Genomic DNA, 20679 nt, shown 5'->3' with positions numbered 1-20679 from the left:
GCATGAAATATAGGTAAAAACCCGAATCATCACAAGCTCCATATTGCATCGCAACAATCTTGTAAGGATTTTGCGTTAATTCAACACCTTAGCGCCATTTTTTGGCTAGTCCATGGTCCGTATGAAGGACGCCAGCGCCCCTTGCACTCTACAGGGGAACCGCTGTTGTGACCTTGACCCTGTCCATCACAAAGCTGGTCTTGCAATCTTGCACGCTGGGGTGCTTGAGCAGGGTATCCATGATGAAACGGCTGTAATGCTGCATGTCAGCCACCACCACGCGCAACAAATAGTCCATCTCACCGGTCAGGGACACGCACTCCACCACCTCGGGCCAGGTCTGCACGCTGGCGCGAAACAGATCCATGGGGTTACGCTTGCTGGTTTCGGTGTACTTTTCCAAGCGCACGTTGATGTAAGCCGTCAAGCCCAGACCCACACTTTCGGGCTGCACCAGTGCGACATAGCGATCGATAACGCCGTTTTCTTCGAGGCGTTTGACCCGGCGCAGCACGGCGCTGGGCGACAGGCCGACCTGCTCGCCGATCACGTCATAAGTTTCTCGGCCGTTGGCCTGCAATCGGCGCAAAATCGCCTTGTCCAGTTTGTCGATGGTGTGCGTAGGGCTCATGGCGGCAGATTATAAAAAAAGCGCAGGTTTTGTTCGGGGTTAACCCGCAATATCCACTTAAATTGCATGAAATCAATATTTCTTGCAATTTTCATGCAATCAAGTGGTGGTGGCCACGATATTTTTGCATGAAGGCTGTTCATGCTCTGCCCTACAGTGAATCCATTCTTCGACACCTGTTCTTCAAGTGTTGACCCCCTACCGGATGGAGACCCCGCCATGAAAGCAGACCTGACCCAAAGCACCCCCAGCAACTTCCAGACTTGGGACAACCCCATGGGTACGGACGGTTTCGAGTTCGTCGAATACGCCGCCCCTGATCCCGTGGCGATGGGCGCTCTGTTCGAGCGCATGGGCTTTACCGCCATCGCCAAGCACCGCCGCAAGAATGTGACGCTGTACCGCCAGGGCGAGATCAACTTCATCATCAACGCCGAGCCCGACAGCTTTGCCCAGCGCTTTGCCCGCCTGCACGGTCCCAGCGTCTGCGCCATTGCCATTCGTGTCGACGATGCCAAGTTTGCCTATGAGCGCGCCACCTCGCTGGGGGCCTGGGGCTATGCCCAGCAGGCCGCCCCCGGCGAGCTGAATATTCCCGCCATCAAGGGCGTTGGCGACTCGCTGATCTATTTCATCGACAAATGGCGCGGCAAGAACGGTGCCAAGGATGGCGATCTGGGCAACATCAGCTTTTTTGATGTGGACTTTGAGCCACTGCCCGGTGCCGACTTGCACCCCGAAGGTCTGGGCCTGACTTATATCGACCACCTCACCAACAACGTCTACCGGGGCCGCATGAGCGGACTGGCCGATTTTTACGAGCGCATCTTCAACTTCCGCGAAATTCGCTACTTCGACATCGAAGGCCTGTCCACGGGCGTCAAGAGCAAGGCCATGACCAGCCCCTGCGGCAAGATTCGCATCCCCATCAACGAAGAAGGCAACGACAAGGCCGGCCAGATTCAGGAATATCTGGACATGTACCACGGCGAGGGCTTTCAGCACATCGCGCTGGGCTCCACCAATCTGTACGACACGGTGGATGGCCTGCAGATGAACGGCATCAAGCTGCTCAACACCAGTGAGACCTATTACGAGCTGCTGCCCAAGCGCATCCCCAATCTGCAAGAACCTGTGCCAGAGCTGATGGCGCGCAATATTCTGGTGGATGGCGCACAGGGCGAGTTGCTGCTGCAAATCTTCAGCGAGAACCAGCTGGGGCCCATCTTCTTCGAGTTCATCCAGCGCAAGGGCAATAGCGGCTTTGGCGAAGGCAACTTCAAGGCCCTGTTCGAGACCATGGAACTCGACCAGATGCGCCGCGGCGTGCTCAAGAACTGAGCCTGCCACGCCCATCACACCGGCAATACGGCCATGTTCACCCCTCGCCCCAGCCCTTCTGCCTGCGCCAGCCGCCCTGCAGCAGACTGGAGCGAGATGCTGTTGCCCAACAGCCACCAACGATCAAACAGACCATATCCGCTACATTTTTCATATCTATACTTTCACAAATGTTGCATCGCCGCATTTGTGGTCAAACCACAGGTGACACCGGCCCGCTGCAGCGCTGATCAACGCCCTGAAAGCCAACGTGCCGCACCCTCATCCACCCGCCACTGCCTCACAAGCCTGCGGAGCGCCGGGAGTCGAGTTACCTGCCGCAGCCCACGGTCTTTCAAGACGCCAGGCACTCAGGCTGGCCGCCACGACTGCTACATCTTTAGTAGCTTCCAGCGCACTAGCTGTAGGGTCACATGGCGAATTTCCCTCAAACACCGGCCGCCGCAAGAGCGAGCTGTCTCTGGTCGTTCCCTACTCAGCGGGCGGCCCGCTCGATCGCTCAGCGCGCAAGCTGGCGGCGGAGACCACGACACTGGGCTCCATTCAGGTGCTCAATGTGCATGGCGATGGTGGGGCAAAGGGCGCAGCCATGGTGGCCAGAGCGGGCGCACGCGAGCCCATGCTGCTGATGGGCGCGGTGGCCACGCATGCCGTCCTGCCCTGGCTGAACCCGCAACTGCCCTACGACCCGCTGCGCGACTTTCAGCCTCTCACCATGGTCGCGCGCATGCCCCATGTGCTGGTCATGCGCGCCGATCTGGCCATTCAATGGCGCATCTACACGCCCGACGATTTGCTGCGCTTCATGAGCAAAACCAAGCAGCCCCTGCGCTATGCCTCAGCGGGCAATGGCAGCATTGGCCATATTGCGGGCCAGCTGTTTCAGTCACTCACCCGCATTCCGCTGCAGCACCTGCCGTTTTCCGGGGCCAATCCGGCGCTGTCGGCGCTGCTGGACGGGTCAGCCGACCTGATGTTCGACAACATTGCCTCAGCGCTGATTCATCTGCGCGCCGGTCGCCTCAAGGCGATTGGTGTGACTGCGCGCTCACCGTTGCCCGTGTTGCCGCAAGTGCCCAGCCTGGAGCCCAGCGTACCGGGGCTGAACCTGCCTACCTGGTTTGGCGTGTTTGCCACAGCCGGCATACCGGATGCACTGGCCAAGCGCTGGTCAGACGCTTTTGCGCAGACGCTGCAAAGGCCCAAGGTGCAGGAATACTTCGACGCCATGGGCGTGATCCGCGAGGACTTGCGCCTGCAAGACTTCGCCCGTTTTTTGCAGCAGGAGCACAGCTACTACGGCAAAATTCTCAAGGACTATCAGCTGATCCCCTGACGCTGCCGCCCAAAGCGACGCAAGCCTTTACTGACGCTGCGGAATATATTCCGCCTGCAGGGATTTCGCTGTCCTCTGCGTTTCTATACTTCCGGACGCCCTCGGTGGGGCTCTCTTTCCCGGAAACCATTGTGAAACGTACCTTACTGCTTGCTGCCCTGCTCTCCGCCTCCGCCTTTAGCGCCTTTGCCCAAAACGCGGCCCAGCCCCTGTCCTTCGTCGTCCCTTATCCTGCTGGCGGCCCTCTCGATACCTCAGCGCATCTGTTGTCCGAAGGTGCCCGGCAAAACCTGGGCAATATCACCGTCACGAACAAGCCCGGCGCAGGGGGGGTGACAGGCGTCGATCTCATCGCCAAGGCCCAGCCCCAGCAAAACCTGGTTGTCATGGGTGCCGTAGCCACGCATGCCGTGCTCCCGCATCTGGGCAAGGCTCTGAGCTATGACGTCAACACAGACTTCAAGCCCCTGATTCTGGTAGCCCGCGTACCTAATGTGCTGGTCACCACCAAGGCCCGCGCAGCCGAGCTGAAACTGCAAAACACCACCGACCTGGTCGCCTATATCAAAGCCCACCCCAATGGTCTGAAACTGGGCGCTGCAGGTAACGGGAGCATTGGCCACATCGCGGGTGAGATGTTCAAGACGCTGGCCAATCTGCGTATCAGCAACCAGCAGTACGAGGGCGCATCTGCCGCCCAGAAAGCCTTGCTCAAAGGCGAGGTGGACATGGTTTTTGACAACCTCGCCTCCGCCCTGCCCCTGATCGCATCGGGCGAGCTGGTCCCGCTGTCCGTCACCACCTTGTCGCCCAACATTGCCCTGCCCAATGTGCCACCGATGAACGAAGCCGTGCCGGGCTTTGATGTGGCTACCTGGTTTGGCGTGTTTGCACCGGCCAGCCTGCCAGACAAGGACGCCCAGAAGTACGCAGAAGCATTTCAGGCAGCACTGAATGACCCGAAATACCGCAGCCAGTACCGCAAGATGGGCATTGCCCAGGAAAACATGCGACTGCTTGAGTTTTCAGAGTTTGTGAAGCGCGAGAACCGAAAATTTCAGTTTTTGATCAGCGCAACCAAGATCAAGGCAGGCTAAGTCGTCGCCTGCGGGCGGTGGTTTAGCCAGACCTTCTACAAAAAGGAGCACATGATGGGACAAGCCCCTGTTGTCTATGGCCAATCCGACCGCCCACCGCGAGGCGACTACACGCGCGCCCATGCCGACTACACCTGCACGCAGGACTACGCCGCCTATACCGAAGCCGAGCACGACACTTACCACCGTCTTTACGAGCGCCAGTCCGCATTGCTGGCGGGCCGCGCCAGCCAGCATTTCATCGACGCTTTGCCATCGCTGGGTGCCAAAGAGCGTATTCCGCGCTTTGAAGAGATCAACGACCGCCTGTTCAAAGCCACAGGCTGGGAGATTGTGGGTGTGCCAGGGCTGATCCCCGAGGTGCCCTTCTTCTCGCTGCTGGCCCAGCGCAAGTTCCCCGTCACAGACTGGATTCGCAAGCCCGAAGAGTTTGAATACATCGTTGAGCCTGACATCTTTCACGACCTGTTCGGTCATGTGCCCTTGCTGTTCAACCCTGTGATGGCCGACTTCATTCAGGCCTACGGCCAGGGCGGACTGAAGGCCGCCGAGCTGGGTGCCTGCGAAATGCTCTCGCGCCTGTACTGGTACACGGTGGAGTTTGGACTGATTCGTGAGGATGGCGGCGTGCGCGCCTATGGTGCGGGCATTCTCAGCTCCGTAGGCGAGCTGGAATACAGCGTCAACAGCCCTCAGCCGCACCGCCTGCCCCTGCAGCTGGAGCGCACCATGCGTACTCTCTACAAGATCGACACCTACCAGCAGACCTATTTCGTCATCGACGATATGCAGCAACTGCTAGCTCTGGCCAACACCGAATTTGCGCCGTTATATGAGCAGCTGCGCCAGCAGCCTAGCGTCGGTGCCAAGGAGTTGCTGGCAGGTGAACAGCTGCTGTAGAAACAATTCATTTAGGGCTCCAGCGCTTGCACATCAATCGCTTGCCGCTATCTTCTACATAGCAGACCAGAGGGATACGGGGAAACCCTGATCGCAGCATTGCACCTATAGTTGCAGCGTGCTGGCGGCCCACAAGGCCGCCAATCCGCGCCGCGTTGCGGCACCGACCCACTCCTCATCAAACCATGCAACACCCTTGCATCCGACTGCTGCGCTGGCTCATCGCGCTTCATCTCTGTATAGGCCTGGCCATCGCGGCTGAGATTTCGCCGTCCACCACCGATCCGCAGACCGCATCGCTTCAGCAACTGGAGCAGGCCGCCACCTCGCTGGACGCCATGCGCAAAGCACTGGACGACACCGACTCGGCCGATACCCTGCAAACCCTTTCTGAAAGCGCGCTGCAATCCAAACGCGATGCGGACAGTGCCGTCGCGGCGCTGGAGCCCTTGCTCAAGCAGCTTGACGCCCGCATCGCCCAGCTAGGCAGTGTGGCCGATGGCGTGGAAGAAAGCCCAGAGATCAAGCAGCAGCGCAAGGAGCTGTCGCAGCAGCACAGCGATCTGGATTCAGCTATCAAACGCGGCAAGCTGCTGTCCGTTGAAGCAAAGCAGGCGGTCGACAGCATTGAAAAAATCCGCACCCAGCAGTTCAACGCTCAAATTGCGCGCAAAGTCGAATCCCCCCTGTCGCCCTCGCTGTGGAAGAAGTTTGCCGCTGACATTCCCCTTGACCTGCAGCGCATCCATGGCCTGATTCGCCAGGGCGAAGCCAGCTTCAACGCCGCCATTGCGCAGCACGGCTGGAAGATTCCGCTGCTGGGCACGCTGGCCGCACTGATGCTGATGTTTCCGCTGCGCATCTGGCTGCGCACTCTGGGCCGCAGCTTTGCCGCGTCTGAACGCGCGCCCAATGGCCGCTTGCGCCGCTCGGGTCTGGCGGTGTGGATGCTGCTGGTGGGCACAGCCCTGCCCGGCCTGGCGAGCATGGTCTTTATCGAAAGCCTGCGCTTCATCGACGCCATTGCACCGCGGCTGGATCTGGTGGCAGACGCCTGGGTCAAGGGCATGTTTGTGGCGGCGTTCTTCCTGTCCGTCAGTGCCAGCTTACTGGTGCCAAAGCGCCCCTCATGGCGGCTGCTGAATATTGACGACGAAGCCGCCCCCAAGCTCACCCGCCTGGCCTGGGGCGCCGCCGCGCTGACCTGGTTTTCAATCATGCTCAACGCGGTAGACATCGCCGCGCGCACCAGTGCCATCAGCAGTGTGGCGCTGGATGGACTAATCGCACTAACCTATGTCGCCCTCATCATGTCGGTGCTGGTGGTGATCAAAAAGCAGCGCCAGCGCCAGCAGGTCATAGACCGCGAAAAAGCCGCCCAGAACCCGCAAGAGCATCGCCCCGCCACCACCAGCAACTGGCTGATGTTCGCCTGGCTGGGCGGGCACCTGACGGTATTGGCCGCGCTGATTGCGGCGCTGATCGGCTACCTGAACTTCTCCGTTTTTGTCGCCACGCAAATGGTGTGGATCACCGTCGTGGTGCTGGCCACCACGCTGCTGATGAAGTTCACCGATGACTTCTTTGGCTGGATATTTTCTGCCGACAGCCGCATTGGCCAGGGCATTGTGATGGGCACGGGCCTGAAGTCATCGCGGCTGGAACAAATTGGCGTGCTGCTGTCTGCACTGGGCCGTGTCTGCCTGCTGCTGCTGGGCATGCTGGCCCTGACTGCCCCCTTCGGCAACTCCAGCAGCCTGCTGGCCCTGACCGACACGCTGACCAAGGGCCTGCCCATTGGCGATGCCGTGCTGCGCCCCATGACCATCGTGCGCGGCCTCATCGTGCTGATTGCGGGCCTGACCATCTTTCGCACACTGCAGCACTGGCTGGTCGAGACCTATCTGCCCAAGACAGAGCTGGACATTGGCGCCCGCAACTCCATCAGCACCGTGGCGCGCTATGTGGGCATCACGCTCTCGGCCCTGTGGACGCTGGCTGCGCTGGGCATTGGTTTTGAAAAGGTGGCGCTGCTGGCCAGTGCGCTTTCCGTCGGTATCGGTTTTGGTCTGCAGGCCATTACTCAGAACTTTGTCTCTGGCCTGATCTTGCTGGCCGAGCGCCCCGTAAAGCTGGGCGACAGGGTGCGCATTGGCGATCAGGTGGGTGACATTCGCCGCATCAGCGTGCGTGCCACCGAGATTCAGACCGATGACAAGTCGACCATCATCGTCCCCAACTCCGAGTTCATCACCAAGTCCGTGCAGAACCTGACCATGGATGGCGCGCTGGGCCGCATCGCGATTGCGTTTTCCGTGCCGCTGAACACCGACATCGTCAAGCTGCGCGAAGTACTGCTGGGCCTGTACGCCGAGCATGAAGCCGTGCTGGCCACCCCGGCACCAGCCATGTATGTGGACTCCATCAACGGCAGCGTGGTCAACATCACCAGCTTTGGCCATGTCTCCAGCTCGCGCAGTGTTTACAGCACCCGCAGCGATCTACTGTTTGGACTGCTGCAGCGCTGCGCCGAGCAGAACATTGCGCTGGTAGCGGCCACCGATATCCACCTGGTCCGCGACCCGGAAAGCTCTGCAGCTGCGGCGGCCCCTGCGTCGCAAACCCCATAGCCTCAGGCCTGATCCACCGCCTCCTGCAACTGCCTACGCAGTTGCAGGCAATAGCGCCACACCCGCAAATCAAACAAAAGCTGCATATGCGCTGCATCATCCACCTGATGTAGCTGTGCCTGCGGCAAGGTAGCCAGATTGGGCGGGAACACGATGTTGTCGCTGCTGCTGCACCAGCAGCTGAAGGGCACATCCAGCGGCGGCTGGCCCAGCTGCTGCAACCAGTCACTGCCTTCGCGCATATCCACGGCTGGCTGGCGGTGCGCAAACCGCGCCAGCCATGTGCCGCCATGCGGCGTGGCAACCGTCACCACATGGGCGGCGTACTGCGCCCGCTCACTGGCGCTCAGCCGCTTGAGCCAGGCCCGCACCACCAGTCCGCCCATGCTATGCGCTACCAAAAGTGGAGCTACCCCCGTATGCTGCACAAGCGCCTTGACGCATTGATCCAAATCTTCCAGCATGGCTTCGACAGGGCTACCGTGGGCTGGCTCCAAGGTCATGGCTGCGCAGGGAATGCCGCATGCCTTGAGCTTGCGCAGCCAGCCATTCCACACAGCGCGGTTGCAAAAATAGCCATGCACCAGCACCACGCCTACCAGCCCTTGCGCAGCTATATCGGCCTGCACGGCGCGATGATGGTGGATGCCATCCGCCTCGGCATCTTCCTGAAAAGGAATCTGCCAGCCAAAGATGCGCACCGCCCAGCGCCACTCCGCCAGCCATGCGCGCCAGGCGATGCTGGCTGCTGGCAGCGCTTGCCCCCTGCTGCGCAACACCGCACGCATCATCAGCATCTGCGCACCCAGTTGCAGCCCTGCAACGCAAGCAATCAGGCCCGCGCCCAACAAGGCGATCGCAACTGAGCGCTGCCACCAGTAGCCGCACCACAGCAGCAGCGCCAGCCAGCTACTCATCACCACACAGCGCCAAAACCAGGTATTCACGTTTAACACCTCCACCAGCGCAGCCTAGCAAACCGGGCCGCAAGCGCCTAGGACAAGCCCCCGTAGACCCTTGCAGAGTCGATCCGCAGAATCAGCCGCAGCGCAAGCACGCTTCACTTTGTTCAACCTGCCGCCTTCAACATGCATGAGCGGCCTCTCCAAGGTGCCTTTCATGGACGCTGCAGCTCCCTGGCTCAAAAACTACCCGCCCAATGTGCCGCACGATGTGCATCCCGAGCAGTACCGCTCGCTGGTGCACCTGCTGGAAGAGGCTTTTACCCAGCATGCAGACCGCCCGTTTTCGGTCTGCATGGACCGCTGGATGAGCTATGCGGAGCTGGACCAGTTATCCACAAAGATGGGCGCATGGCTGCAAAGTCTGGGGCTGGAGCCCGGTGCGCGCGTGGCCATCATGCTGCCCAACGTGCCGCAGTTCGCCGTCAGCATGGCCGGTGTGCTGCGTGCGGGATTTACCTGCGTGAATGTGAACCCGCTCTACACCCCGCGCGAGCTGGAGCACCAGCTCAAGGACTCGGGTGCCACGGCCATCATCATTCTGGAAAATTTTGCGAAGACACTGGGCCAGGTGCTGGAGCGCACAGCCATCCGCCACATCTGCCTGAGCAGCATGGGCGACCTGCTGGGCGGCCTGTATGGCAGCTGGATCACGTTTGCCGTGCGGCATCTGGCCAAGATGGTGCCCGCCTTTGATCTGCCCCTTGGCGCAGGTCCTGGCACCGGTAACCAGCAGCGCCAGGTCACGCCGTTCACCAAGGCGCTGGCGGCGGGTGCAGAGCGCAAGCTGATCCCCAGTACGGCCACGCTCGACTCCACCGCCTTTTTGCAATACACGGGCGGCACCACGGGCCTGTCCAAAGGCGCGGTGCTGACCCACCGCAACATCGTGGCGGCCACGCTGCAAGCCCACACCTGGTTCACGCCTGCGCTTGAAGGCCGGGTCAAGGCCCATGAAACCCATATCGTCGCGGCCTTGCCGCTGTATCACATCTTCGCGCTCACGGTCTGCCTGTTCGCCATGCGGCTGGGCGGCAGCCTGAGCCTGATCCCCAATCCGCGCGATATTCCGAAGTTTGTCAAGGTGCTCAAAAAGCGCCCCGTCCATGTGTTCCCAGCGGTCAACACGCTGTTCAACGCCTTGCTGAACAACCCCGAGTTCCGCCAACTCGATTTCTCGCAGCTCTTCATCTCACAGGCTGGCGGCATGGCTGCATCAGAAGGCACGGCGCGCCAGTGGCAGCAGGTCACGGGCTGCGCCATGATTGAAGGCTGGGGCATGAGCGAGACCTGCGCCATCGGCACCAACAACCCGGTCACCAACAAAGAGTTCACCGGAACCATCGGCCTGCCCCTGCCCAGCATCTCGGTGGCGATCAAGGATGACGACGGCAACAGCGTCCCCAACGGGCAGCCCGGCGAGCTGTGCATCAAGGGCCCTAATGTCATGCACAGCTACTACAACCAGCCTGCAGAAACCGCCAAGGCCTTCACGGCAGACGGCTATATGCGCACCGGCGATATCGGCGTGCTGGACGACGAAGGCTACACCCGCATCATTGACCGCAAGAAGGACATGATGGTGGTCAGCGGCTTCAACGTCTACCCGAATGAACTGGAGAACATCATCTCCATGTGCCCCGGCGTGCTGGAGTGCGCAGCCGTCGGCGTCAAAGACGAGCAGCAGGGTGAATCCATTAAGGTCTATGTGGTGCGCAGCGACCCATCGCTCACCGAAGACCGCGTCATGCGCTACTGCCAGGAGCAGCTGACTGGCTACAAACGCCCGCGCTTCATCGAGTTCCGCGACGAGCTGCCCAAGACCAATGTGGGCAAAATTCTGCGGCGCGAGCTGCGGTCGAGCTGAGTTTTTTCAGGAAATTTACGAGTTTTCCCGAAGAGCCGCTTTGAATGCTGCTAGAATCTCATTCTTCGGGTGATTAGCTCAGCGGTAGAGCACTGCCTTCACACGGCAGGGGTCACATGTTCGATCCATGTATCACCCACCAATTAAAGCGCGATTAGCTCAGCGGTAGAGCACTGCCTTCACACGGCAGGGGTCACATGTTCGATCCATGTATCGCGCACCAAGATAAGCCTCTTGAATCATTGATTCAAGAGGCTTTTTCTTTTCTGGCGATTCCCCTGACTGTTAATTTCCACGCAAATCTGACCCGCAATTTCCATCTCAAACTGACCCACCCTTTGGCTTGAGCCGCAAGGCTCAAGATGTGGATCAGGTTTTGTTTCTCTCCTTCTTCATGGGCGGTTGTTGGACTGCACTGCTGTGCTTGAAGCGGTAGCTGTCGTTGCCTGTTTCCAGAATATGGCAGTGGTGGGTCAGGCGGTCCAGTAATGCGGTGGTCATCTTGGCGTCCCCAAACACGCTGGCCCATTCGCTGAAGCTCAGGTTGGTGGTGATCACTACGCTGGTGCGTTCGTAAAGCGTTGAGAGCAGATGAAACAGTAGCGCACCACCAGATGAGCTGAAGGGCAGATAGCCCAGCTCCTCGAGTATCACCAGATCGGTATGCACCAGCCTGTGGGCGAGCTGTCCGGCTTTGCCTTGTACTTTCTCTTGCTCCAAGGCATTAACCAATTCCACCGTAGAGAAGAAGCGCACCCTTTGACGGTGGTGCTCAATGGCCTGAATACCCAGGGCCGTAGCGATGTGCGTCTTGCCAGTACCGGGGCCTCCGACAAGCACCACATTGTTGGCCTTCTCGATGAATTCACAGCGATGAAGGCTGCGCACCAAGGCTTCATTGACCTCGCTGTGTGCGAAGTCAATGCCTGCCAGATCTCTGTAGACAGGGAACTTGGCCACCTTGAGCTGATAGGCAATGGAGCGCACTTCTCGCTCTGCGCTCTCGGCCTTGAGCAGTTGCGAGAGTATGGGATGTGCTGCTTCAAAGGCTGGTGAGCCTTGCTCGGCAAGTTCTGTCACGGCCTGGGCCATGCCAAACATCTTGAGTTGGCGCAGCATGATGATGATCGCAGCAATGGCGGGGTCATGACGCATGGCGCACCTGTCGGAGTTGGTCGTAGCGCACGACGTTGGCCTGGGGCTCAACGATCAAGGCCAAGGCTTGGGGTGAATGGATGGGCTCAGGTTCCGGTGTTCCATCAATGAGGCGGTGCAAGACATTGATGATGTGGGTCTTGCGGGGTGCGCCATCCTCCAGAGCCAACTCGACAGCGGCCAGGACGGCCTGCTCATCGTGCTGCAACACCAAGGCAAGCACCTCCACCATCTCACGGTCGCCACCGGGCTGCTTCAGGAGTAGTGCTTGCAGGCGCTTGAACGCATCTGGCAGTTCGACGAACGGAGCACCATTACGCAATGCGCCGGGCTTGCGCTGCAATACGGCCAAGTAATGACGCCAGTCATAGACCGTACGCCCAGAGCCTTGGTGATTGCGCTCAATGATGCGCGGGTGTTCACAGACGAACTGGCCTTCGGCCACGACGACCAGGCGGTCGGCATACACCTGCAAGCTCACAGGTCGGTTGGCATAAGAGGCCGGCACGCTGTAGCGATTGCGCTCGAAGTGAACTAGGCAGGTGGGAGAGACTCGTTTGGCATGCTCGACAAAGCCGTCAAACGGCCGAGGCATGGGCATCAAGGTTGAGCGTTCTTGCTCCCACACATCAGCAAGTGAGCCAGGCAATTGGCCATGCGCAATCTCTTGCCATAACTGTTGACACCGTTGCTCTAGCCAATCGTTGAGGGCTCTGAGTGTCGGAAACGCTGGTACAGATTGCCAGATACGATGGCGAGCGTCCCGAACATTCTTCTCGACCTGTCCCTTCTCCCATCCCGAGGCCGGATTGCAAAACTGTGCCTCGAACAGGAAATGGCTGGCCATCGCACTGAAGCGGGCGTTGACCTCTCTGAGCTTGCCACGGCCGACACGATCGACGGCTGTGCGCATGTTGTCGTAGATCCCCCGCCTAGGGACGCCTCCAAACACCGCAAAGGCACGGTTGTGGGCATCGAACAGCATCTCATGGGTTTGCAGGGGATAGGCCCGCAGATAGAAGGCTCGGCTGTGGCTGAGCTTGAAGTGAGCCACTTGCAGCTTGGTGCGTACACCCGCAATGACAGCCCAATCCTCGCTCCAATCAAACTGGAAGGCTTCTCCAGCGCCGAAGACCAGGGGCACAAAAACGCCTCGCCCTGATGTCTGCTCCGCCGCATGACACTGAGCCTTCCATACTCTGGCAAAGGCAGCGACTCGGTTGTAGGAGCCGGTGTAGCCCAACGCCTCCAAGTCCAGAAACATCTGCTTGATCGTGCGCCGCTGCTTGCGAGAGCGGTTGACTTCTGTACGCAGCCAGCCTGACAGCTTGCTGGCGAAGGGGTCGAGCTTGGTGGCAATGGTGCGCTGTGCAAGTTGAGGTTGCACAACGTCGGAGCGCAAATACTTGCGGATGGTATTGCGAGAAAGCCCGGTTCTGCGGGCGATCTCTCGGATGGACAGGTGCTCACGTAGAGCCCAGCGTCTGATGACACTCAAAGTAGCCACGTCAATCACTCCTGGTCTCCTACTGCACAAGAAAGCAGCAGGCTAGGGTTAATGCGTGGATCAGACTGAGATGGAAAAACCGGGGGCTAGTGGGTCACTTCTGGGTGGAAATCAACAGCTTTGTGCAACTGTGGTGCCTGAAAGAAGCGTATTTCAAGTGCCTGGGTACCGGGGTGGACCTTGAGAAGATTCGTCGCTGGGCATGGCACCCCAGTACATCAGCATTAGTGACAGAACCTGTTGCTTACGCTCGCCTGTGGCAAGCCACAGCCGAGTCAGGTGAATCACTGTATCTGGCTATGTGCGCCTTGTATCCTTTACCTGATCTCACCCCGTGGCAGGTGGGTGCAGAGCTTCCGATGAAGTGGCACAGAGTCTCTGACTGGCTGCTTCATGCATCATGAGGGCAGTGTCAGCCCCAGCAAACACCAGGCCTGACGCTTTAAAGACCTTGCCGCCAAGGGTCGAGAAAATTGCGTACGGGCTATTCCCCGATCTTTGAGAAAGCACTGCCAAGATAGGCTTGGGATGTCTACCTGCTAAGGGCAGTTCAACCCTGCCTTGCATAATGGACAACCGCACAAAGCACAGCCAACAAGAAGATTGATATGAGAGACAAACCCACTTTGACCTGGGGCGACGAGCTGCTGATGGGCCACGGCCCCATGGATGAGATTCACGAAGAGTTCGTGCAATTGATCGGCCAGCTGCAAACCGCTGACGACGCGCAACTGCCCGAGCGACTGCAGAAAATGGAAGTGCATTTAAAGCACCATTTCGCTGAAGAAGATCAGTGGATGCTAAGCACCAGCTTCCCGCCCCGTGATTGCCACATTGACGAGCATGCAGCCGTGCTCAAATCGGTGGACGAGGTTCGCACCAAGCTCGCCGAAGGCAATGTCACGCTCTGCCGCGACCTGACCAAGGCGCTGGTGGACTGGTTTCCCGGCCACGCCACTCACCTTGATTCAGCGCTGGCGCATTGGCTGTCAAAACAGCGCTTTGGCGGCAAGCCTGTGGTGATTCGCCGCAATATTCTGTCTTCGACCGAATATCACTAAAAGGCGCTAACACCAGCCAGCAAATCACAGATTTGCGGTTGAGACGAGGCGTGAAGCCGCAGGCAGTACAAGCGTACGACAAGGCGAAATAACGACGTATCAAGGGTGGTGTGAGCGACTCCAAGCGACTCGCCCGCGCGACAGCTGCACCGGGACCTGTCTGCTAGGCTGGTGCAAAACACAAAGCACAGCGCAGGAGACGAGCCCCATGACCCCTTCCCCCATATCGCTGCCGCCCGGCATGACCGTGCTGGAGCGCGGCTGGCTGTCGGCCAACAACATCGTGTTTGCGGCAGCGTCCGGTGATATGGAAGGCTCCGCCGTGGTCGATACCGGCTATGTCAGCCACTCGGCACAGACACTGGCCTTGATTGACAACGCGCTGCAAGGCCAGCCGCTGGCGCGCATTCTCAACACTCACCTGCACAGCGACCATTGCGGCGGCAATGCCGCGCTGCAGCAGACTTATCCACAGGTGCAGACTTTTATCGCTCCGGGCGAGGCAGAGCAGGTGCGCAACTGGAATGAATCCGCACTCAGCTACGCGCCCACAGGGCAGGAATGCCAGCGCTTTGCCATCACCGGCTTGCTGCAGCCCGGCAGCAGCGTGTGCCTGTCCGGCCGCGACTGGCAGATTCATGCTGCACCCGGCCACGACCCGCATTCGGTGATTCTGTTCGAGCCCGAGAGCCGCACCCTGATCTCAGCCGATGCGCTGTGGGAAAACGGCTTTGGCGTGGTCTTCCCAGAGATTGAAGGCATCGCCGCTTTTGATGAAGTGGCGGCCACTCTGGACGTAATTGAGCAATTGCGGCCGCTGACAGTCGTGCCTGGCCACGGCAGCGTGTTTACCGATGTTCCTTCAGCGCTGGCCATTGCGCGCAAGCGGCTGGCAGGCTTTGTGCAATCGCCCGAGCGCCATGCCAGTTATGCGGCCAAGGTTCTACTCAAGTACAAGCTGCTTGAGTGGCAAAGCATCAGCCTGCAAGATCTAAGCCACTGGACTCATGCCACGCCCTATTTCAGCCTCTTGCACCAGACCTACTTCGGAGCACAGACATTGCAGCAATGGCTGGATAGTCTGATCGACGGTCTGATCGCCAGCAAAGCTGCCAAGCTGCAGCACAACGCAGCTGGCGCAGCCGTTCTGCTCAATCAGTGATGCACAGTGGCGGCCACCAGCCGCATCACCACGGGGCGCACCAGCACCACACAGCAAAAAGCCGAAGGCATGGCCACGGCATAGGCCTTGAGTACCGTCCACCAGTAACCCGCGCCCAGCCCTCCATTGACAGCCACGATGATGCAGCACATGAAAAACGCCATGATCAACGCCATGTAGAAGGCAAATACCAATGGCGTAAAGCGCTTGTGCAGCCTGCGACGCGGCTGCGCGGCCGAGTGACTCAAGCCGCCTTTTTCCGTCACCTCAATCATTGGCATTCAGCTCTTCATGGTGAGCCGCTTCCCCTTGCTTCCAGTACGAGGCAATGCGCATGCGCTTGGGGTTGGTACCGGGCTTGGCCAGAATGCGTTGGCGCAAATCGGCCATGGCACGGTTCTCTCCAGAAGCCCAGATGAAGCCATCGCCCGCAGGCAACGTCAACGCATCAGCCGCGTCGGCCAGCGATGTCACCCACTGCAAATCCAGCGCAGCGGCACTGGCCCATGCGCGTTGATCGGCTGGGTTGTTGATCTGCACCCGCACAATGGCACGGCTGCCGGCGGGCAACTCGGCCAGCCTGCGCTCAATGGCAGGCATGGCGCTTTCGTCGCCCAGAAGCACATGCCAGTCCAGATCGGCAGGCACGACCAGACTGCCGCGCGGCCCGGCCAGACCCAGCCACTGGCCGATGGGGGCCGTGCGCGCCCATTCCACGGCAGGGCCATGGCCATGCTCGGCAAACTCCATCTGCAGCGTGTTGCGCTCTGCGTCGTAATTGAGCGGCGTGTAGTCGCGCATGGTGGGGCGTTCGCCGTCGATATGCGGACGGCCATCGATCATCTGTGGCAGATTGGGTTTCTCCAGGCCGGCCTGGGGCAGGATGAGCTTGGTATGGTCGTCAAAACCCGCGCTGACAAAACCTGCCAGCTCCGGCCCGCCCAAGGTCAGACGGATAAAGCCAGGGCTGATCTGCTCTCGCGCCAGCAATTGCACATGGCGAGCGCGAAATTCGTGACGTACACGTTGCATGATGGGTGTTACTTCGGTGTTGGACATTTTTCTGAAGAAGTTGATAAAGTCCACTAAATATCAATCAATAAGTTGACTAAGTCAACAAATTAACCTTTCCCACCATGAGTTCATCCCTTGCCGCCGATGTGTTTGAAGTGCTGCACGACCTGCTGCACCTGTTTCGCGCGCGCCTGCTCCAGTCGCTGGAGCGCATTCAACCGGGGCTGACGTTCAATGAGTTCCGCATCCTGATGCACGCAGGTCGCCACCCGGGCATTACGCAAAAAGAGCTGGTTGAGCACAGCCACACCGACAAAGCCCAGATGGCGCGCATGCTGACCCAGTTGCAGGACAAGGGGTGGCTGGAGCGCTCAGCCAGCGAGGCCGACAAGCGCGTGCGCTGCCTGCAGCTCAGCGCGCAGGGGCTGCAGTTGTTCGCCCAGCTCAAGAACCAGCGCGAGCAGATCGCCGCCGAGCTGCTGAGCGACTTCCCCGTCAAGCAGCAAACCCAGCTGCGCGAGCTGCTGAAACTGGCGCTGGACAGCGCGCGAGTGATGGATTAATCGTACTCTGATGCTTCCATAACAGAGCTGAAAACGCCCATCCATCAATGCGTTCAGGCCTAGTTGAACGAGGCGAACGCATGTACTCCTTCTTCTGGACCCAGAGCATGGTGCGCGATGACGCCAAGCGTGTGCTGCTGTTTGAGAGCGATCAGGCCGCGCAAAGCTTGAAGAAGCGCCGAAAACCGTGAGCCTGCCAGCCACGATCACAACCCGCTGCGCACGCGGGCCGAGACCTGAGACCCAGTCACAAGCTCAAGGCATGTGCTTTTCTATACAGCCAAGCAGATGGTTGTGCATGCTGGTCATGCACTGGTACATATCGCGCGAACGGCCGGTAGCCGCCTTGCAATCGCTGACCGATGCTTTGGAGCGCAGGTTTTTTAAGCCTCCTGCCGTACCGTCATGTTGCGCCTGGGTGATATAGCCGCCCTTGAGGTTTTTCTGGCCGTTTTCCAGCATGATCTCGATCTGGCTGCGGATATTGTCCACCGCCAGTGCGCAATTCAGCGGCACCTCTTTGCCGTCGACTTTTTTCAACCCCTTGGTCAGGCCATCGACCAGTTCCTGCGCCTCTTTGGGCAGCTTCTTCGTACCGTCCGTGTTGCGCTGTTCGCCAAAGCGCCCCGCGCCCGCTCCCGAGCTGCCATTGGCCGAAACCTTGAGCTGTGACGCATCGGCCTGCTGCGGCGGCAACTGCGAGCCGTAATGCGTCTGGCCCTGCGCATCCACCCACTTGTAGACAGGCTGCGCCACCAGGGCACCGGCCCAGACCAGTCCCAGCACGGTGATGAACACGCGGCCTCTAGCTGCTGACATTGCGACTTTCTCCCTCACTGAGTGGTGGTCTGCAACATGCAGACCCAGCACCATGTAAGTAAGTGTCGATAGATATGAAAACAGGAGCTGTCAGCGCTTATTCATCGTGGGCTTCAGAAATAAAAAAGCCTGAAACCCTTGATTCGATTGCGCTGACGGCTCCTGATTTACAGGCTCATGCCGCTTTGAGGGCTCAGCCTCAGAACTTCATATTCGCCGTAACCCAGAAGGTACGACCTGCCTGTGTCACGCCAGACACGGAAGAGCCACCTTGGAAGTAGCTATTGACCCAGGTCGGCGTGCCGTTGACGCTGACCTGCTGGTACTTGCGGAAGTCCTTGTCGAACAGGTTGAAGATGTTGGCGTTGATGCTCAGGTTCTTGTTGACTTGGTAGCTGCCACCGAGGTGGAACAGTGCATAACCCTTGATATCGCCCACGGCGTCAAACACCGCCTTGTTGGCGTTGCTCAGGTTATCGTAGGAGCCGCTGAAACGCGGGCTCTTGCTGCGGTACTCGCCACGGGCCCACAGACGCCACTGGCTGCTCGGCGTCCAGTCCAGCTGGGCACTGGCAATGTGCTTTGCGGTATTGGCCAACTGACCGTTCTTGCGGCCTCCCTCGATCACCTCGCTGTTGGTCCAGGTGTAGCCGGCCTTGACCGACCAGTCCTTGGCCAGCTGGGCGCGGCTGCTCAACTCCATACCCCAGGTCTTGGCCTTGTCCACGTTGATGGCGTAATCGGCCGTTGGGTTGAAGGCACAGCTGGAGATGGCCGACGTCAGGCAGGATCCGCCCGAGGCAATCTTGTCCTTCACATCGTTGTGGAAGAGCGTCGCCGAGCTGGTCCATCCAGCCTTGTTGTCGAACAAGGCCGACAGCTCCACATTGGTGCTGGTCTCGGGCTTGAGGTTGGGGTTGCCGATGTTGATCGTCGTGCCCTGACCGCTGACGCCGCTCACGCCGTCAATCAGCTGGTTCAGACGCGGTGCCTTGAAACCTTGGCTCACGCCACCCTTGAAGGTCCAGCTTGTGGTCGCATCCCAGACCAGATAGGCGCGGGGGCTGAACTGGCCGCCAAACGCGTCGTGGTGGTCATAACGGCCACCCAGCGTTGCCGTCAGTCCCTGGCGCAGACGCCATTCGTCTTCGACAAACAACGACCACATGGTTTGCTTGTGGCTTTGCGGCAACAGGCCGTCCTTGAGCTTGGCATCCCAGAACTGGCCGCCTACGGTCAGCATATGGGCGTCGCCCAGAGGCGCGACCAGCTTGGAGTCCAGCACCAGATTGGTGGTTTTGAGCTCACGGTCCGCACCGCGGCGTGGGTCGTTCGTAGGCACGGCAGCGCCGGGAATCGTGCGGCCAATGGTCTCGGTTTCGGTGTGCATCAGGCTGCTTTCCAGCGTACCGAAGCCCAGGCGTCCTGTGTGACCGATGCTGACCTGATCGCGGTTGAAGCGCAGCGCATCCTTGTAGCCGGGCGGATTGCGTGGCGAGTCCGCATCACGATTGCCCAGACGACCATCTTCGTTGTTGTACCAGGTGCGCGCCTGATCCACATCCAGCCAGATATCGTGATAGCGGTTGGGGGTCAGCGTCAACTTGGCTCCCAGGCTGTGCTGGCGGCTCTCTGCCGGTGCGGGGTTACGTGCCGCTGCGGGCTGGTTTGCGCCCGGTGCCAGCACCCAGTCCGAAGCGTCACGACCACTGTAGCTGCCGCGCACGGCCAGGCCCAGCAAGTCCTGCTTGATGGGGCCGTTGATGTAGAAGTTGCTCTTGTACTGATTGCCCCACTCGCTGTCTTGCGGAATGCCCGCGCCGACGCTGACTTCGCCACCCCATTCCTTGCTGACCTTGCGGGTGATGATGTTGATCACACCACCCATGGCGTCCGAACCATACAAGGTGGACATGGGGCCGCGAATAACTTCAATGCGTTCGATGGCCGACATCGGCGGCATGAAGCTGGTCAGCGCTGCGCCAAAGCCGTTGGGCGTCACGTCGCCCGCCACATTCTGGCGGCGGCCGTCAATCAGAATCAGCGTGTAGTCGCTGGGCATGCCGCGAATGCTGATGTCCAGACCGCCGGTCTTGCCGGTAGCGCCCATGACGTCAATGCCTTCCACGCCTTGCAGGGCTTCGGCCAGGTCGCGGAAGTTCTTGGTTTCGAGTTCCTTGCGGGTTACGACGGAAATCGAGGCAGGAGCGTTCTTGAGCTCCTGCTCGAAGCCGCTGGCGGAGACCACCACCTCTTCCATGGTGGATTCTTTGGCTTGGGCAAATGCAGCCGTACTGGCGCAGGCAGCGGCTGCGGCCAGTGCCAGCAAACGGGGTTGCCAATAGGTGTGACGAGCGCGGCTTCGGGCTGCGTTGGACATGATGACTCCTCGGCCTGACAGATCAGGTCGTTGCTATGTATTGAGAAGATGAGTCGGCCCCTGATGGGCCTTTGAGACAGCTGGCGGAGCAGCTAAAGGGAGACAAAGCCGAGGTTGTATGTGGCGTTATGGGCTTTGACGGTTGCAATTATGTACTTTTGTAAACACAAACCAGTCTCATTCGCCTTAGCTTTGTAAGGTATTCACCTACAGACAGTCTTGCGTGCTATTTCACGCGCGCTCCGGCGCAGGCT

18 protein-coding genes, 2 tRNA genes and 1 pseudogene are annotated in these 20679 nt (G+C 59.6%); 13 read left to right on the top strand and 8 right to left on the bottom strand.

What is annotated here, in order from left to right:
- Positions 1-148: 148 nt before the first annotated feature.
- Positions 149-631 (bottom strand): Lrp/AsnC family transcriptional regulator, encoded by a 483-nt coding sequence (locus CLU84_RS01525; protein ID WP_099735618.1) that lies wholly within the window; start codon positions 629-631, stop codon positions 149-151.
- 219 nt (positions 632-850) lie between these two features.
- On the opposite strand from CLU84_RS01525, the gene hppD reads away from it, so the two are divergent.
- The 5 genes from hppD to CLU84_RS01500 all read left to right on the top strand — a co-directional run bounded on the left by hppD (position 851) and on the right by CLU84_RS01500 (position 7935).
- Entirely contained in the window at positions 851-1972 is a 1122-nt protein-coding gene (gene hppD / locus CLU84_RS01520; protein ID WP_099735617.1) for a 4-hydroxyphenylpyruvate dioxygenase, read from the top strand.
- 250 nt (positions 1973-2222) lie between these two features.
- The gene (locus CLU84_RS01515; protein ID WP_099735616.1) at positions 2223-3308 is read left to right on the top strand and encodes a tripartite tricarboxylate transporter substrate binding protein; all 1086 of its coding nucleotides are present in this window, start codon (positions 2223-2225) and stop codon (positions 3306-3308) included.
- 131 nt (positions 3309-3439) lie between these two features.
- Positions 3440-4405, top strand: a complete 966-nt coding sequence (locus CLU84_RS01510; protein WP_369826781.1) for a Bug family tripartite tricarboxylate transporter substrate binding protein — start codon at positions 3440-3442, stop codon at positions 4403-4405.
- Between the two features lie 54 nt (positions 4406-4459).
- Positions 4460-5305 (top strand): phenylalanine 4-monooxygenase, encoded by an 846-nt coding sequence (phhA, locus tag CLU84_RS01505; RefSeq protein WP_099735615.1) that lies wholly within the window; start codon positions 4460-4462, stop codon positions 5303-5305.
- Between the two features lie 185 nt (positions 5306-5490).
- A complete protein-coding gene (locus CLU84_RS01500) occupies positions 5491-7935 on the top strand; it encodes a DUF3772 domain-containing protein (RefSeq protein WP_099735613.1) in 2445 nt (814 codons plus the stop codon).
- 2 nt (positions 7936-7937) lie between these two features.
- Here the strand turns inward: CLU84_RS01500 and CLU84_RS01495 are convergent, their stop codons facing one another.
- Entirely contained in the window at positions 7938-8882 is a 945-nt protein-coding gene (locus CLU84_RS01495; protein ID WP_099735612.1) for a triacylglycerol lipase, read from the bottom strand.
- Between the two features lie 172 nt (positions 8883-9054).
- Here CLU84_RS01495 and CLU84_RS01490 point away from each other — a divergent pair, with 172 nt between their 5' ends.
- The 3 genes from CLU84_RS01490 to CLU84_RS01480 all read left to right on the top strand — a co-directional run bounded on the left by CLU84_RS01490 (position 9055) and on the right by CLU84_RS01480 (position 10987).
- Positions 9055-10764 (top strand): AMP-binding protein, encoded by a 1710-nt coding sequence (locus tag CLU84_RS01490; RefSeq protein WP_099737802.1) that lies wholly within the window; start codon positions 9055-9057, stop codon positions 10762-10764.
- 67 nt (positions 10765-10831) lie between these two features.
- Positions 10832-10906: transfer RNA gene (locus CLU84_RS01485), tRNA-Val, on the top strand.
- Positions 10907-10912: 6 nt separating this feature from the next.
- A tRNA-Val gene (locus CLU84_RS01480) sits at positions 10913-10987 on the top strand.
- Between the two features lie 146 nt (positions 10988-11133).
- Here the strand turns inward: CLU84_RS01480 and istB are convergent.
- Together istB and istA are read right to left on the bottom strand one after the other, a co-directional pair.
- Positions 11134-11919, bottom strand: a complete 786-nt coding sequence (gene istB, locus CLU84_RS01475; RefSeq protein WP_099735610.1) for an IS21-like element helper ATPase IstB — start codon at positions 11917-11919, stop codon at positions 11134-11136.
- On the bottom strand, positions 11909-13435 hold the full coding sequence (gene istA, locus CLU84_RS01470; RefSeq protein WP_099735609.1) for an IS21 family transposase: 1527 nt from the start codon (positions 13433-13435) through the stop codon (positions 11909-11911). Before istA ends, istB begins: the two co-directional genes overlap by 11 nt.
- Before the next feature lie 80 nt (positions 13436-13515).
- On the opposite strand from istA, the gene CLU84_RS22605 reads away from it, so the two are divergent.
- The 3 genes from CLU84_RS22605 (at position 13516) to CLU84_RS01455 (ending at position 15649) form a co-directional block, all read left to right on the top strand.
- On the top strand, positions 13516-13830 hold the full coding sequence (locus CLU84_RS22605; protein WP_369826780.1) for a 4'-phosphopantetheinyl transferase superfamily protein: 315 nt from the start codon (positions 13516-13518) through the stop codon (positions 13828-13830).
- A 204-nt stretch (positions 13831-14034) separates the two neighbouring features.
- The gene (locus tag CLU84_RS01460) at positions 14035-14487 is read left to right on the top strand and encodes a bacteriohemerythrin (protein WP_099735606.1); all 453 of its coding nucleotides are present in this window, start codon (positions 14035-14037) and stop codon (positions 14485-14487) included.
- Positions 14488-14695: 208 nt separating this feature from the next.
- The gene (locus tag CLU84_RS01455) at positions 14696-15649 is read left to right on the top strand and encodes an MBL fold metallo-hydrolase (RefSeq protein WP_099735605.1); all 954 of its coding nucleotides are present in this window, start codon (positions 14696-14698) and stop codon (positions 15647-15649) included.
- On the opposite strand, the gene CLU84_RS01450 is transcribed toward CLU84_RS01455, so the two are convergent.
- Together CLU84_RS01450 and CLU84_RS01445 are read right to left on the bottom strand one after the other, a co-directional pair.
- Positions 15643-15924 (bottom strand): DUF2798 domain-containing protein, encoded by a 282-nt coding sequence (locus CLU84_RS01450; RefSeq protein WP_199173745.1) that lies wholly within the window; start codon positions 15922-15924, stop codon positions 15643-15645. The genes CLU84_RS01455 and CLU84_RS01450 overlap by 7 nt on opposite strands.
- On the bottom strand, positions 15917-16708 hold the full coding sequence (locus tag CLU84_RS01445) for a siderophore-interacting protein (RefSeq protein WP_099735604.1): 792 nt from the start codon (positions 16706-16708) through the stop codon (positions 15917-15919). The genes CLU84_RS01450 and CLU84_RS01445 overlap by 8 nt, the downstream gene beginning before the upstream one ends.
- Positions 16709-16785: 77 nt before the next feature.
- Here CLU84_RS01445 and CLU84_RS01440 point away from each other — a divergent pair, with 77 nt between their 5' ends.
- Entirely contained in the window at positions 16786-17226 is a 441-nt protein-coding gene (locus CLU84_RS01440) for a MarR family winged helix-turn-helix transcriptional regulator (protein WP_099735603.1), read from the top strand.
- 62 nt (positions 17227-17288) lie between these two features.
- A pseudogene (locus CLU84_RS01435) lies at positions 17289-17405 on the top strand (PKHD-type hydroxylase); the annotation flags it as partial.
- A 76-nt stretch (positions 17406-17481) separates the two neighbouring features.
- On the opposite strand, the gene CLU84_RS01430 reads toward CLU84_RS01435, so the two are convergent.
- Positions 17482-18045, bottom strand: coding sequence for a DUF4124 domain-containing protein (locus CLU84_RS01430; protein ID WP_099735601.1), 564 nt, complete (start codon positions 18043-18045; stop codon positions 17482-17484).
- A gap of 199 nt (positions 18046-18244) precedes the next feature.
- The gene (locus tag CLU84_RS01425) at positions 18245-20425 is read right to left on the bottom strand and encodes a TonB-dependent receptor domain-containing protein (protein WP_099735600.1); all 2181 of its coding nucleotides are present in this window, start codon (positions 20423-20425) and stop codon (positions 18245-18247) included.
- Positions 20426-20679 lie beyond the last annotated feature (254 nt).

This window comes from Comamonas sp. 26 (genome assembly GCF_002754475.1).
Taxonomy (GTDB): domain Bacteria; phylum Pseudomonadota; class Gammaproteobacteria; order Burkholderiales; family Burkholderiaceae_C; genus Comamonas.
The sequence above is the reverse complement of the archived record's forward strand: the minus strand, read 5'-3'. Positions and strand labels throughout refer to the sequence as shown.